The organism is Frankia sp. AvcI1, assembly GCF_001420875.1.
GTDB classification, from domain to species: Bacteria; Actinomycetota; Actinomycetes; order Frankiales; family Frankiaceae; genus Frankia; species Frankia alni.
On the sequence record NZ_LJFZ01000007.1, the window covers coordinates 204,717 to 218,035 of the forward strand.

The 13,319-nt window shown below is 72.9% G+C and carries 7 protein-coding genes and 10 pseudogenes; 6 read left to right on the forward strand and 11 right to left on the reverse strand.

What is annotated here, in order from left to right; all coding sequences use genetic code 11:
- Position 1 precedes the first annotated feature (1 nt).
- The 6 genes and pseudogenes from UK94_RS75955 to UK94_RS10035 form a co-directional block, all read right to left on the reverse strand.
- Positions 2–197, reverse strand: a pseudogene (locus tag UK94_RS75955) (NmrA family NAD(P)-binding protein); the annotation flags it as partial.
- A 286-nt stretch (positions 198–483) separates the two neighbouring features.
- Positions 484–778: LUD domain-containing protein (locus UK94_RS46370; protein WP_268761270.1), on the reverse strand; the 295-nt coding region annotated here is incomplete at its 5' end.
- Between the two features lie 661 nt (positions 779–1,439).
- Positions 1,440–2,435, reverse strand: coding sequence for an LUD domain-containing protein (locus tag UK94_RS46375; RefSeq protein WP_235487330.1), 996 nt, complete (start codon positions 2,433–2,435; stop codon positions 1,440–1,442).
- Positions 2,436–2,456: 21 nt separating this feature from the next.
- Positions 2,457–3,038: pseudogene (locus UK94_RS75960) on the reverse strand (LUD domain-containing protein); the annotation flags it as partial.
- 67 nt (positions 3,039–3,105) lie between these two features.
- Positions 3,106–3,282: pseudogene (locus UK94_RS46385) on the reverse strand ((Fe-S)-binding protein); the annotation flags it as partial.
- Position 3,283: 1 nt separating this feature from the next.
- Positions 3,284–3,846 (reverse strand): annotated as a pseudogene (locus UK94_RS10035) ((Fe-S)-binding protein); the annotation flags it as partial.
- 356 nt (positions 3,847–4,202) lie between these two features.
- Here UK94_RS10035 and cysK point away from each other — a divergent pair.
- The 3 genes and pseudogenes from cysK to cysE form a co-directional block, all read left to right on the forward strand.
- Positions 4,203–4,977 (forward strand): annotated as a pseudogene (gene cysK, locus UK94_RS10040) (cysteine synthase A); the annotation flags it as partial.
- A gap of 1 nt (position 4,978) precedes the next feature.
- Positions 4,979–5,132 (forward strand): annotated as a pseudogene (locus UK94_RS46390) (cysteine synthase A); the annotation flags it as partial.
- A 3-nt stretch (positions 5,133–5,135) separates the two neighbouring features.
- Complete coding sequence (cysE, locus tag UK94_RS10045; protein WP_011604498.1) at positions 5,136–5,882, forward strand: serine O-acetyltransferase; 747 nt, start codon at positions 5,136–5,138, stop codon at positions 5,880–5,882.
- Positions 5,883–5,933: 51 nt separating this feature from the next.
- Here the strand turns inward: cysE and UK94_RS10050 are convergent.
- From UK94_RS10050 to UK94_RS73370, 4 genes and pseudogenes are all read right to left on the reverse strand, one after another.
- Positions 5,934–6,869 (reverse strand): phosphatidylinositol-specific phospholipase C (locus UK94_RS10050; protein WP_235487257.1); only part of this gene is annotated, 936 nt, incomplete at its 5' end.
- A gap of 2,850 nt (positions 6,870–9,719) precedes the next feature.
- Positions 9,720–10,412, reverse strand: coding sequence for an Lrp/AsnC family transcriptional regulator (locus UK94_RS46395; RefSeq protein WP_313949473.1), 693 nt, complete (start codon positions 10,410–10,412; stop codon positions 9,720–9,722).
- 14 nt (positions 10,413–10,426) lie between these two features.
- Positions 10,427–10,614: pseudogene (locus UK94_RS73365) on the reverse strand (AsnC family protein); the annotation flags it as partial.
- 1 nt (position 10,615) lies between these two features.
- Positions 10,616–10,754: pseudogene (locus tag UK94_RS73370) on the reverse strand (AsnC family protein); the annotation flags it as partial.
- A gap of 171 nt (positions 10,755–10,925) precedes the next feature.
- Here UK94_RS73370 and UK94_RS46405 point away from each other — a divergent pair.
- The 3 genes and pseudogenes from UK94_RS46405 to UK94_RS46415 form a co-directional block, all read left to right on the forward strand.
- Positions 10,926–11,736: MFS transporter (locus UK94_RS46405; protein WP_235487259.1), on the forward strand; the 811-nt coding region annotated here is incomplete at its 3' end.
- A gap of 1 nt (position 11,737) precedes the next feature.
- A pseudogene (locus UK94_RS46410) lies at positions 11,738–12,032 on the forward strand (MFS transporter); the annotation flags it as partial.
- Between the two features lies 1 nt (position 12,033).
- Positions 12,034–12,431: pseudogene (locus UK94_RS46415) on the forward strand (MFS transporter); the annotation flags it as partial.
- A 5-nt stretch (positions 12,432–12,436) separates the two neighbouring features.
- On the opposite strand, the gene UK94_RS10070 reads toward UK94_RS46415, so the two are convergent.
- Positions 12,437–13,042, reverse strand: coding sequence for a Maf family protein (locus UK94_RS10070; RefSeq protein WP_041940551.1), 606 nt, complete (start codon positions 13,040–13,042; stop codon positions 12,437–12,439).
- Positions 13,043–13,319: the final 277 nt, after the last annotated feature.

Here is a 13,319-nt window from a genome sequence, read left to right on the forward strand (position 1 = left end):
NCCAGCGGGAACTCCGTCGGCCGCCGCGTGACCGCGACGATTTCATGGCCCGCGTCGAGGGCCTGCCGCACCACCAGCCGCCCGGTGGGCCCGTTCGCCCCGAATACCGCGATCCTCATACCTGCCTGGCCTCTCGCGTGGGAATCGTTCGCGTCGCGGCGCGGTCTGATTCGTCCGCGCCGCAGCACCCTGCGCATACGTCGAGTCCCGGCCGTCCGGTGTGACAGGCTCACGGATGCGTCTCGGCGAACGCCTGGTCAGGTGGGACTCGCCGCATCGACGTCGACGGTTCCGTGAGCCCGACGGCAAACTCGTCAACCTCTTCACCCCGGTCACGCCGGAGGCCAGGGCCAAGGTTCGGCCGGCGACCGCGGCGACGACTCCTGCGTATCCGGAGGGATAAATCGGGCGCCGAACCCTCTGGATAAGCAGGAGGAGTGCAGGGGCGCGCGTAAGGCCGGCGTCGTGGAGCGCGGTGGGGCGTCAGGCCCTTGGGGCGGATGGGACAGCGGGGTCGGCGACAAGGATGACGGCGAGGGTGCGGGGGCCGTGGACGCCCTCGACGCGGTCGAACTCGATGTCGCTGGTGGCCGACGGGCCGCTGATGAGGGTGATCGGGCGGGTCGCGTCCAGGCGGGCGAGCAGCTCGGGAACGCCGTGGACGACCTGGTCGGCCCGGACGACGCAGACATGGACGTCGGGCACCAGGGTGATCGCGCGTCGGCCCTGGTCGGGGGAGCCGTCGAGGGCGATCGTCCCGGTCAGCGCGCAGGCCGCCNCGCAGGCGGTGACCACCGCCGCGAACCCGTCGAGCTCGGCGGGGGTGAAGCCGCCGTCAACGACGCCGTCCGGGCACCAGCCCGCAGGCAGCCCAGGTGGGACGAGCACCGCCCCGCCGCCCCGCCCCGCGGAACCGGGCGGGTGTTCCGCGGAACCGGGTGGGTGTCCGGCCGAGGCGAGTGAGTGTTCCGCGGAACCGTGCGGGTGTTCGGCGGAGGGGGGCGGGTGTTCCGCGGAACCGCGTCGGGGGTGTTCGGCGGAACCGCGTCGGGGGTGTTCGGCGGAACCGCGTGGGGGGTGTTCCGCGGAACCGCGTCGGAGGTGTTCGGCGGAACCGCGTGGGGGGTGTTCGGCGGAGCGGGGTGGGTGTTCCGCGGAACCGGGCGTGGGCCCGACGGAGGCGGCGGCCAGGGCTGCGCGGATCGCGGCCGGCTCGCCGCCGGGGGCCGCGTCGACGACGGACGCCCGGTAGTCGACGAGCCGGCGGCGCAGCAGATCGAGCAGCGGCGCGCTGCCGGGCGCTGGGCCGTCGCCGCGGTGGTAGTCGCGGGGGAGGTCACCATCGTCGTCCGCACCTGGTCCGCGGGCTTCGCCGCCGAGGCCGACGCCCGCGTGGGCGTTCGCGGCCCGGATGCGTGCCAGCACCTCCTCGCGCGCGCTCACGCCGAGCCTTCGGGCTCTGCCGAGCTGGGCGGCTCTGCCGAGCTGGGCGGCGCTGGCGAGCTGGGCGGCGCTGGCGAGCCGGGCGGTTCCGCGGAACCGGCCGGTGTCGCGGGATGAGGTGTGCCGCCGCGGGTGCGGGACCACCACTGGCGGAAGGTCTCCTCGGGGGGCCGGGGGGCGTCGCGGCTGGATGTCCACGCCGACAGCGGCGGGGGCAGCGAGGACAGCCGGCCGGTGGCGCGGCCCGCCAGGCGGCCGAGGCGGGAGGCGGTCTCGGCGGCGGCGAAGCGGGTGGGGGAGGACATCACCCAGGCGGCGGCGGCCATGGTGAGCGCCTCCGCGGTGGGCAGCGGGCGGGCGCGGGCGGCGTCGACGTGGGCGGTGCGCAGGCGCACCAGCAGCGACGGGATGTCGATGCGCACCGGGCAGACGTCATAGCAGGCGCCGCACAGGCTGGAGGCGTACGGCAGCGAGGCGTTGTCGTCGCTGCCGGTATGGATGCCGGTGAGCTGCGGGGACAGCACGGCGCCGATGGGGCCGGGGTAGATCGAGCCGTAGGCGTGGCCGCCGGTGCGTTCGTAGACGGGGCAGACGTTCAGGCAGGCCGAGCAGCGGATGCAGTGCAGCGCGTCGCGGCCGACGGCGTCGCCGAGGGCGGCGGTGCGGCCGTTGTCGAGCAGGACCAGGTGAAACGCCTTCGGCCCGTCGCCGGGGGTGACGCCGGTCCAGATCGACGTGTACGGGTTCATCCGCTCGCCGGTCGACGAGCGCGGCAGCAGCTGCAGGAACACCTCCAGGTCCCGCCAGCTCGGCACGACCTTCTCGATGCCCATCACCGTGATCAGCGTTTCCGGCAGGGTCAGGCACATCCGGCCGTTGCCCTCGGACTCCACCACGACCAGCGAGCCGGTCTCGGCGACGCCGAAGTTCGCCCCCGACACGGCGACCTTCGCCCGCAGGAACGTGCGGCGCAGATGGGCGCGGGCGGCCATCGCAAGACGGCGTGGTTCGGNGGTGAGCGACGGGTCGACGCCGGGCATCTCGCGCAGGAACAGCTCGCGGATCTCGGCGCGGTTGCGGTGGATCGCCGGGACCAGGATGTGGCTGGGCACGTCGTCGCCGAGCTGGATGATCAGCTCGGCGAGGTCGGTCTCGTGCGCGGTGATGCCGGCGTCGGCGAGCGCCGCGTTCAGGCCGATCTCCTGGGTGGCCATCGACTTGACCTTGACCAGTTCGGTCGCGCCGGTGGCCTGGACGAGCCCGGTGACGATCGCGTTCGCCTCGTTCGCGTCGCGGGCCCAGTGCACCGTCCCGCCGCGTGCGCTCACCTCGGCCTCCAGCCGGACCAGGTGCTCGTCGAGGCGGGCCATCGTCGCCCGTTTGATCGCCTCGCCGGCGAGGCGCAGCTGCTCCCAGTCGTCGAGTTCGCCGACCGCCGTGGCCCGCTTGGCGCGGATGACCCCGGTGGCGTGGCCGAGGTTGCGGCGCAGCTGGCTGTCGGCGAGCGCGTCCCGCGCGGCGGCGGGGAAGGGCCGGTCACCACGCAGCTGCCCGACGCCGGGCGGCGCGGGGATCCCGAGGAACGTCGCCGTCATCGCACGCTCGCCTGGGTGCCGNCCGCCTGGGTGCCGGCCGCGGGGGTGCCGGGGTGGCGCGTCGCCGTCATCGGACGGCCGCCTGGGTGCTGGCGAGGATCTCGGCGAGATGCACGGTGCGGGTGGCGGCGCGCAGCCGGGTCAGGCCGCCGCCGATGTGCATCAGGCAGGACGCGTCGCCGGCGGTCGCCACCTCCGCGCCGGTGCCGAGGACGTGACGCATCTTGTCGGCGAGCATCGCCGTNGACGTCGGGGCGTTCTTCACCGCGAACGTGCCGCCGAACCCGCAGCAGGTCTCCGCCTCCGGCAGCTCCAGCAGCGTCATCCCGGCGACGTGGCGCAGCAGCCGCAGCGGCCGGTCGCCCACCCGCAGCACCCGCAGCGAGTGGCAGGTCGGATGGTAGGTGACCCGGTGCGGGTAGTAGGCGCCGACGTCGGAGACGCCGAGCACGTCGACGAGCAGCTCGGACAGCTCGTACGTGCGGGCCGCGACCGCCTCGGCGCGGCGGGCGAGCGCGTCGTCCCCGGCGTCACGGGCGAGGGCGGCATGCTGGTGACGTACCGAACCCGCGCACGAGCCGGACGGGGTGACGACGACGTCGGCGTCGGCGAAGACGTCGACGTGGTGGCGGACCAGCTCGACCGCCTCACGGGCGTAGCCGGTGTTGGTGTGCATCTGCCCGCAGCAGGTCTGCCCGGCGGGGAAGACGACCTCGTGGCCGAGGCGTTCGAGCAGCTCGGTGGTGGCCTGCCCGACCCGGGGGAACAGCGCGTCGACCAGGCACGTCACGAACAGCGCGATCCTCATCCGGCCTCGCCCCCGGGCCCGACCTGGCATCCGGGCCCGACCTGGCATCCGGGCCCGACCTGGCCCCCGGGCCCGACCTGGCCCCCGGACGTTCGACGCCGCGCCCCGGCACCGCGCCCGCCCGCGCATCTTCGATCCCGGACCCGCGCCACGGGCTCGAAACTATCCCGGNCGGACCGCGGACGTCCGCCCATCGCGCAACCCGCCGCGCTGCACCGGCGCCGAGGCGGGCACCGCCGCCGCGATCGCGGCGCCCGATGGTGCCTGATTGCGTATGAACGGCTCCGCGCCGGAGTCGGGACATACGCTGGCCCGGTGACCGAGAAGGGCGCCGACCGAGGAGAAGAACGTCGATNAGGATCGCCGAGGACATCACGCGGCTGGTCGGGAACACGCCGCTGGTGCGGCTGCGCCGGGTCACCGACGGGGTCGGAGCCCAGGTCGTCGCGAAGCTGGAGTCGTTCAACCCGGCGCACAGCGTGAAGGACCGGCTGGGCCTGGCGCTCATCGACGCCGCCGAGCAGGCCGGCGCGATCGGCCCGGACACCATCATCGTGGAGCCCACCAGCGGCAACACCGGCATCGCGCTGGCCATGGTGTGCGCGGCCCGCGGCTACCGGTGCGTGCTGACGATGCCCGAGACGATGAGCGTCGAGCGGCGGATGCTGCTGCGTGCCTACGGCGCCGACCTGGTGCTCACCCCCGGCCCCGAGGGGATGGCCGGGGCCATCGCCAAGGCCGAGGAGCTCGCCAAGAGCGACTCCCGCTACTTCATGCCCCAGCAGTTCGAGAACCCGGCGAACGCCGCGATCCACCGGGCCACGACGGCCGAGGAGATCTGGCGCGACACCGACGGGACGATCGACTTTCTCGTCGCCGGCGTCGGCACCGGCGGGACCATCACCGGGGTCGCCGAGGTCGTCAAGGCGCGCCGGCCGTCGGCCCGGTTCGTCGCGGTGGAGCCTGCGGCGTCGCCGGTGCTGTCGGGGGGCGTGAAGGGGCCGCACCCGATCCAGGGCATCGGCGCCGGCTTCGTGCCCGGCGTGCTCGACACCACCCTCGTCGACGAGGTCATCCAGGTGGAGGCCGACGACGCGTTCACCCTCGCCCGCCGTCTCGCCCGCGAGGAGGNCCTGCTGGTCGGCATCTCCGCCGGGGCCGCGGTGTCGGCCGCGCTGACGGTGGCGGCCCGGCCGGAGAACGCCGGCACGCTGATCGTGGTGGTGCTGCCCGACTTCGGCGAGCGCTACCTGTCCACGCCGCTGTTCGCCGGCCTGGAGGACTGAGCCGTGCTCGCGACGCTGCGCCGAGACCTGCGTACGGCGCGGGACCGCGACCCCGCCGCCCGCTCCTCCCTCGAAGTCGCGCTGTGCTACCCCGGGGTGCACGCCCTGTGGGGCCACCGGGTGAACCACTGGCTGTGGACGCACCGGCTGCCGCTGCTCAGCCGGGTCGGCGCCGAGATGACCCGCACCCTGACCGGCGTCGACATCCACCCCGCCGCCCGGATCGGCGAGGGCGTGTTCATCGACCACGCCACCGGGGTCGTGATCGGCGAGACCGCCGAGGTCGGCGACGACGTGACGATCTACCACGGGGTGACCCTCGGCGGGACCAGCCTGGAGGCCACCAAGCGGCACCCGACGATCGGCGACCGGGTGGTGATCGGCGCCGGCGCCAAGGTGCTCGGCTCGTTCACCGTCGGCGCCGACAGCCGCATCGGCGCGAACGCCGTCGTCGTCCACCCGGTGCCGCCGGGCTCGGTGGTCGTCGGCGTCCCCGGCCAGGTCATCAGCCCGAGCCGCCCGCAGCCCGCCCACGACGACCGCATGCCCGACCTGGTCGGCATCAGCCTGCAGTCGCTGCTCACCCGCGTCGATCGGCTCGAGGCGGCCCGCACCGGCGCCGCCGTCCCGGCCGGTGCCGCCGTCCCGGCCGGCGCGGGCGCTGCCGCGCCCAGCGACGGTGCTGGCGAGCGGCCGCCGATCCGGCTGCCCCGGGGCGGCGTCTGGCAGGGTGAGGACTTCTCTATTTAGGCGTCTGCCGGCGTGATTTAGGCGTCTGCTGGCGGGCGAAGTCTGCTGGCGCTACCAGTTGTAGTTCCAGTAGATGATTCCGCTGATCAGCCCCTCGTTCCAGCCGCCGTCGGAGTCGAAGAAGTCCAGCGGCATGACGCCCAACTGGCCCACGGTGCGCCACTGCTCGATGTTGCCCCAGATCGCGTCGTAGAGCGGCGGCTGGATGAGGTCGGCGTAGCCGTCCGGCGCGATCCACGGCGGGTCGTTCGCGCTCACGTAGTTGACGTAGAGGCGGTCGTCGCCCGGCTGGCGGTAGACCACCGACGCGTTCGCCTGGGCCCAGATCTCGTCGAACTTCACGTTCGGGTCATCTTGGCTGTAGTCATCCTGGATGACGAGGTTGGACCCGCCGTAGTTGATGCCGCCGAGGCCGGCCACGTCACCGAGCAGCACGATCTTCCCGCGGGCCTGGCCCACCGTCGGGATGCTGCCGTCGGTGTAGTAATACGACCGCAGGTACCTGTTTTTGAAGATGTCCCGGAAGTCCTCGTCGCTTTCGTGGGAGTACTCCTGCTTCACCCGCATCAGGATGAACTCGGACGGGTGGCTGTAGAGGAAGTCCGCGCACTTCTGCTGGACGTCACCGAACATGATGTTCTGGTAGTAGGCGCCGTGGTGGATGGCGAACGACATGTCCGAGCCGCTGCCGACGACCCGGCACCGGATGTCGAGGAAACGGCAGCCCCGGTCGAGCTGGTCGGCGACGTCGAGCGTCTGGCAGGGCACGAAGATGTTTCCCTTGCCGTACCGGGCGCAGGACTCGTGGGTTCCGGGGATCGAGACCCGCCCGATCGAGTTGCCGTCAGGCAGGTAGTACATCCAGTCCTTGCCGGTGAGCAGCTCGGTCGGCTTCGCGCGGGCGCGCAGCAGCCGCTGGCCGACGGCTTCGGAGAGCTCGGTCCGCAGGGCGGCGAAGCTCGCTGCCTGGGACGTGGTCGGGCGCAGNTCGGCTTCGGTGAAGGCCGGACGTGTCATGGCGGGCGGGAGGTCGGNGGGCCCGTCCGCTGCCGCGGTGGAGATCTCGGCGAGCTTCGTTTCGGCGTCGTCGTGCACGCTTGCCATGGGTATCTCCAGGTCAGGGGAGTCTGTCATGGAACTCTGGTGGGNAAGTTCGGTGGGACCGTCTGGTGGGGGAGTCCGTGGGAACTGTTGCGGCGCCGCCTGCCTCCAGGCAGCGCCTTTCCGGGTGGCACGGTTTCCGGCGGGAAGAACAGCGGAGATAACGGCGGAACGCCGGAGCTGGAATCGAGCTGGNCGGCCCGGCGCGCTCGCGGAGAATCGTCGGATCGGAAAGAGGAGTCTGGAAATCGACGCGATCTGCCGCCGGCTCTGCTGCGACGCGGTGGCCAGTGGTGATATCTACCGGAACGACAGCTTAGGGACGCGTCGGCGCCAGGCGAGGCTGTTTCCCGGAAATTGTCCGGAACAGTGACCACGGTGCCACCGGCGGGGCGGGCGACCACCAGCCCGCCCGGATGCGTGGGAGAGCGCCTTCGTGGTACTTCTGTAGGGCTCGGCGTCCGATTTGTCCCTACAGAAGAACCGCCCGGCTCCGCTCCCACGCACGCGGGGTGCTGTGTCCGGGAGGGGCCCGGTCCGCTAGCGGACGATGATGCGGGCCGAGGCCAGGTTGGGGATGCGGCGCGAGGTGGCGGTGGCGTCGCCGTCGCGGTGGGACTCGGCGAGGGCGGTGGCGAAGTAGGTCCCGGGCGCGTCGTAGGCGTGCGTCGTGGTCACGGTCACCTCGGCCGGCGAGCCGTCGAGGTCCTCGGTGCGCGGGAAGGTGCCCTGCCCGTCGAAGTCCCACCGGATGCCGATGATGCTGCCGGCGCCGGGCGGCGTCTCGGCGTGGACGGACAGCGTGACCGGCTCGCCCACCGCGACCTCGGCCCGGGCGCCGCCGTTCGCCGTCACCGACACGACCGGCTGGATACCGCGGCGCTCCTTGGCCGTCGCCGGCAGGACGATCGCGCCGTCACGGTAGTCGTACTCGGTGTCCACCGGTTCGACGCCGTTCTCCACCCAGTCGACCAGGTCGGCCAGGGACTGCTCGATGATCGGCTGGTAGTCCACCAGATAGGTGGTGTTCGCCCGGNCCGGCACCGAGGCGGCCATGTTCGGCGGCACGTGCTCGGCGTTCTCGGTCCAGCGCAGGCGGAACTTCGTGCGGGCCAGCTCGACGCCGTACTCGCGTTCGATGTTCGCCTTGAATCCCAGGCCCTGCGGCGGCCACAGCGAGGAATCGTGCGTGTGGTGGACCCACAGCAGCTTGCCCTCGATCCGGCCGGTGTNCCTGACGCCCATGAACGGCGACATCTCCGGTAGTTCGTACTGCTGGTAGATGGGCTGGCCGTCGACGCGCAGGAAGTCGTACTCCGGCTCCCACGGGAGAATGTGGTNGCGGTAGTAGTAGCAGTAGGCGAGGAAGGCGTGGTTGTCGACCCGGATCCGGTCGCCCGGCTCGACGCCGGAGAAACGCAGGTTCGCGGCCTCGCCGTCGCTGTNGACGAGCAGCACGTCCCGGTGACCGTTGAGGACGTAGAGAATGCGTCCGGCGGCCGCCCNGCTGGTCAGTTCGACGCTCGCCCCGAGAATGTAGCCGTCGGGAGCCTCGTCGAGCTGCACCGCCATCGGGATGTGCCACATGTTGTTCATGGCGGCGAACAGCGACGCCAGCGCGCGCACCTGACCCAGCTCCGGCGTCTGCAGGGTCGGGTCCTCGAGCAGGTCCTTGGCGTAGAGAACCCGCTTCACGGTCGTGTCCAGCTCGATCAGATCGTCCCGCACGAGCTCGGGCTGGTCGAACCCGACGTGACCGGGCCTGGTCCAGAAGTTCTCCCAGTACTGCGGGTAGTCGGCCTGCAGCCGCGTGGCCATCGACGACCACAGCCACATCTGGCCCATCGGCTGGGCGATGAAGGACTCGTCGNCGCGCGGGTAGCCGATCCGGTAGACGTTCGCGAGTTCCTCGCGTTGATGGGTGTTCAGGCCGGCGTACGGATCGCCGCTGCCACCCGGCCACATGGCGTCGATGACGTCGTTGATCCGTTCACCGAGGACGCGCTGGACGTTGAACATGGAACTGAAGTTGGGCGTGCCGTTGCGCAGCAGTCGCAGGTCGCCGTAGTCGCCGTCCTGGGCGTCGCCCATGTAGGGCAGGGCCGCGTCCCACACGTCGGGCGCGTAGGCCAGGCACAGCGGCGAGCGCCGCGCGCCGCCGCTGCCGCCGTACACGTAGGCGTACGCGGTGGGCGCGCCGTAGATCTGGGCGGCGACGAACTTGGCGAACCGGGCGGACTCGGCGGCGGNCCGATAGCCGTAGATCGTCGGATCGGGGCCGGCCTTCGGATCCATGACGTCGCCGATGTGCCCCATGTTGGACTCGACGGCGTAGCCGCCCATCCGGAAAATCATCTCCAGGCCACCGGTGACCTGGCCGAGCGGGCCGGTGTTGACGTTCTCGTGGCCGGCGTTGGCGCCTTCCAGCGGCTGGAAAAGGCGGCCCTGCCACCTGGCGGCCGGCGGGTAGCAGATGGCGAACCGGGTGCTCGTCCCCTCGAATCCGCCGTGGACATAGCGATGCTCGACGGGCTCGCTGCGCTGTTCGTCCTCGTCGATGTACGGCACCCCGAAGAAGCTGTCGGTCACAACGTAGGAGTCGAGTCNAACCGGCGTCATCGAACGTCCTTTCACGCCTGAGTCATCCACATCGGCGACCCTGATCAGGGCTCGACAGTAGAGTGACGTAGGGCACAAGTCAACGCTGTTCACTGGCGGCCGGTAGGCGAGGGGAGCTCAGGCGGACGGGTGGGTGCGGCCGGTGACGTGGCGGGGGCCCGCGCCCTTGAGGGTGCGGTGGATGGGGGCGGTCTCCAGGCGGCGGATGCCGGCAAGCGCGGCGATCGGGCCGGTCAGGTAGCGGTAGAGCGCGCCGGCGTCGCGGCAGACGACCGAGGCGTACAGGTTCGCCGTGCCGGTGATCGCCCCGGCGAAGGCCACCTGTTCGTGCTCGGCGAGCGCGGCCCCGACCTCGGCGAGGCGGGCCGGCTCGACCTCCAGCCACAGCGACGCCCGCAGGTGCCCCAGCAGGCTGCCGTGGTCGAAGTCCAGGTCGTAGTAGAGCGCCCCGGAGGACCGCAGCTCCGACAGCCTGCGCCGCACCGTCGTCTGCGACCATCCGGTGGCCGTGGCCAGCTCGGCCGCCGAGGTCCGGCCGTCCACGGCGAGCGCGTCGAGCAGTCGCTGATCGTCACGGCTGAGCCGGACGGGGTCCTCGGCGGTCTCGCTCGGGCGGCGCGCCGGCGCGTCGGGCGGGATGAGCGCCGCGGTTTCGGTCGGGCCGAGCGGGCCGGTGCGGGTCAGCGGGCTGAGGTCGCGGCCGAAGAAGATGTGCAGCAGCGCGTGCGCGGTCACCTGCACCACCCGGGGGGTGCGGGGGAGCTGCTGCAACAGCAGCGTGTCGTCCTGGCCGGGGGCGGCGCCCTGCACGATGCAGGAGATCNCCGTGCCGCCGGAGATCAGGCTCACCCAGCGGGTGTCGGTGCGCCGGGCCAGCGCCTCCCCGACGGACGCCGCCGCGTCCGGGGTGCAGCGCACCCGCACGAGCCACGCGGTCAGCCCGATGTGCAACGGGTCGACCAGGCCCAGCACCCGCAGCGCCCCCGCGGCGCGCAGCCGGGCGTAGCGGCGGNCCACCGTCTGGTCGGAGACGCCCAGCACCTCGCCGATCCGCGCGAACGGTGCCCGGCCGTCGACCTGGAGGGCGTGCATGATCCGCCGGTCGAGCTGATCCAGGGCGCCTGTCGAGGGCCACGCTGCGTCGGAATCCACCCTGCGAGGCTAGTCGCTGTCGGATTCCGCCGCGGTGGCACCGACGGCTGGGGTGCCGAGCCGGCCGGGGAGACGGTGGCACCACGGATCACCCCGCCTTCGTTCCCCGGAACCCCCTCGTTCCCCGGAACCCCCTCGCCCCTCTCGCCCTCGGAAACGGAGTTCCCCGACATGCGCAAATGGCTGCCCCTCGCGGCGATCTGCCTGGGCGCCTTCATCCTGCTCGTCGACGTCACCATCGTGAACGTCGCCCTGCCCCGGATGGCGGACGACCTGCACGCGTCCTTCACCTCCCTGCAGTGGGTGATCGACATCTACGCCCTCGCGCTGGCCGCCCTGCTGCTGGCCGTCGGCTCGCTGGCCGACCTGTTCGGCCACCGCAGGCTGTACCTGCTCGGCCTCGCCGTCTTCGCGGCGGCATCGCTGACCTGCGCGCTCGCACCGAACGCCGCCGTGCTCATCGCGGCCCGCGCCGTGCAGGGCGTCGGCGGCGCCGCGATGTTCGCGACGTCGGCCGCGCTCGTCTCCGCGAACTACCACGGCCGGGACCGCGGCGTGGCCTTCGGCGTGTGGGGCGCGGTCAACGGCGCCGCCGCCGCGACCGGGCCGATCGCCGGCGGACTGCTCACCGAGGGCTTCGGCTGGCAGGCGATCTTCCTGGTGAACCTGCCGATCGCGGTCGTCGCGATCATCCTGACCCTGCGGGTGCTGCCGGCCGGGTCCCGCGGCGCCGGCCGCCTCGACCTGCCCGGCGCGACCGCCTTCACCCTGGCCGCCGCCGCGCTGACCTACGCCCTGATCCGCGGCGGCGAACGAGGCTGGGGCGAGCGGCTGGCCGTGGCCGCGTTCGTCGTCGCGGGGCTCGCCGCGGTCGGTTTCCTCGTCGCCGAACGGCTGGTCGCCCGCCCCATGCTGGACCTGGCGCTGCTGCGCCGGCCGTCGTTCGCCGGCCTGCTGACCGGCGCGCTGCTGTTCCAGTTGGNGGCCTTCGGTGGCCTGGTCTACGTGTCGCTGTGGCTGCAGAACGTGCTCGGCCTCAGCCCCGTGCGCGGCGGCCTGGCGCTGATGCCGCTGGCCGGCACGGCATTCGTGGTCGCCGCCGCCGCGGGCCGGCACACCCACCGGTTCGCGCCGCGCCTGCCGATCGGGGTGGGGCTGCTCTGCATCGCCGCGGGCTCGGCGCTGCTGCGGCTGTTCGTGGGCGCCGGGTCGGGGCAGTCCGCGCTGTTCGCCGGTCTCGCCGTGGTCGGCGTCGGCGTCGGCCTGACCACGCCGGTGNTGGTCTCCGCCGCGGTCGAGTCGGTGCCGCCGCGGCAGGCCGGCATGGCCGGCGGGGCGGTCAACACCTTCCGCCAACTCGGCATGACCCTGGGCATCGCGCTGTTCGGCGGCGTCTTCTCCGCCCGGCTGCGCTCGGCACCGTCGGTCCGGGCGGGCTACGCCGCCGGCATCGACCGGGTCGCGCTGTGGGCGGCGGTGGCGGCGCTGGTCGGCGCCACAATCGTCCTGGCCACCGTCCGCCGCGCCGGCCACGCCGGGCGGAACCCGGCGACGGGCACGACCGTGCCCGTGCCCGTGCCCGTGCCTGTGCCTGTGGACGTGACCGTGCCTGTGGACGTGGACGTGGACGCGGAGGGCGGCGCCGCGTCGGCGGTCAGCGCGCGCCGACAGGGCTGACGATCTCAGCGGTCGGCGTCGGCCGCAGCCACGGGCAGGGCGATGCCGACGGTGGCGAGCAGCTCGCGAACCAGGGCCGTGGGCAGGCCGATGACGGTGTCGAGCTCGCCGTCGACGGCGGTGACGAACGCGGCGGCGCCGCCCTGGATGGCGTAGGCGCCGGCGGCGTCCATCGACTCGCCGGTGGCGACGTAGGCGGTGAGCTCGGCGTCGGGGACGTCGCGCATCGTCACCGCGGTGACGGCGGCGCGGCCATGGAGGGTGCCACTCGCCGCGTCGAGGACGACGACGCCGGTGACGACCCGGTGGGTCCGCCCGCGCAGGCGGCGCAGCATGGCGAGGGCCTCGGCGGGGGAGGCGGGCTTGCCGAGGATCCGCCCGTCGACCTCGACGACGGTGTCGCTACCGAGGATGAGGTCCTCGGGGCGCAGCACGGCGACGGCGCGGGCCTTGCGCTCGGCGAGCTCGACGGTCAGCTCGGGGGCCGTCGGGGTCGCCGACGACTCGTCGACGCCGCTGACGACCACCTCGAAGGGCACGCCGAGCCGGGCCAGCAGCTCGCGCCGCCGCGGTGACCCGGAAGCGAGCACGATGCGCCGGTTCGCCGTCATAAGGGGAGCGTAATCCAGCGCGGGCCACCGCCCACCCGCCGGCCAGGGTTCACCCCGGCCACGGCTGTATCGGCCGCGTCCACCGCGAACACGCCACCCCGCCGGTGGGGCGTGTCCGCGTTCCGGATGTGCCGGCGTCATCCTGCTGCGAGCTTTCACGGTGCGAGGACAAGCACATTCGACCAGGCGTAGAACGCGGGGCCGAACGAGCATGCGGCGGACCGGCGGGCGTCCTGACCGGGCTATTCGCCGATTTACCCGTTCGGGCATGGGCGGG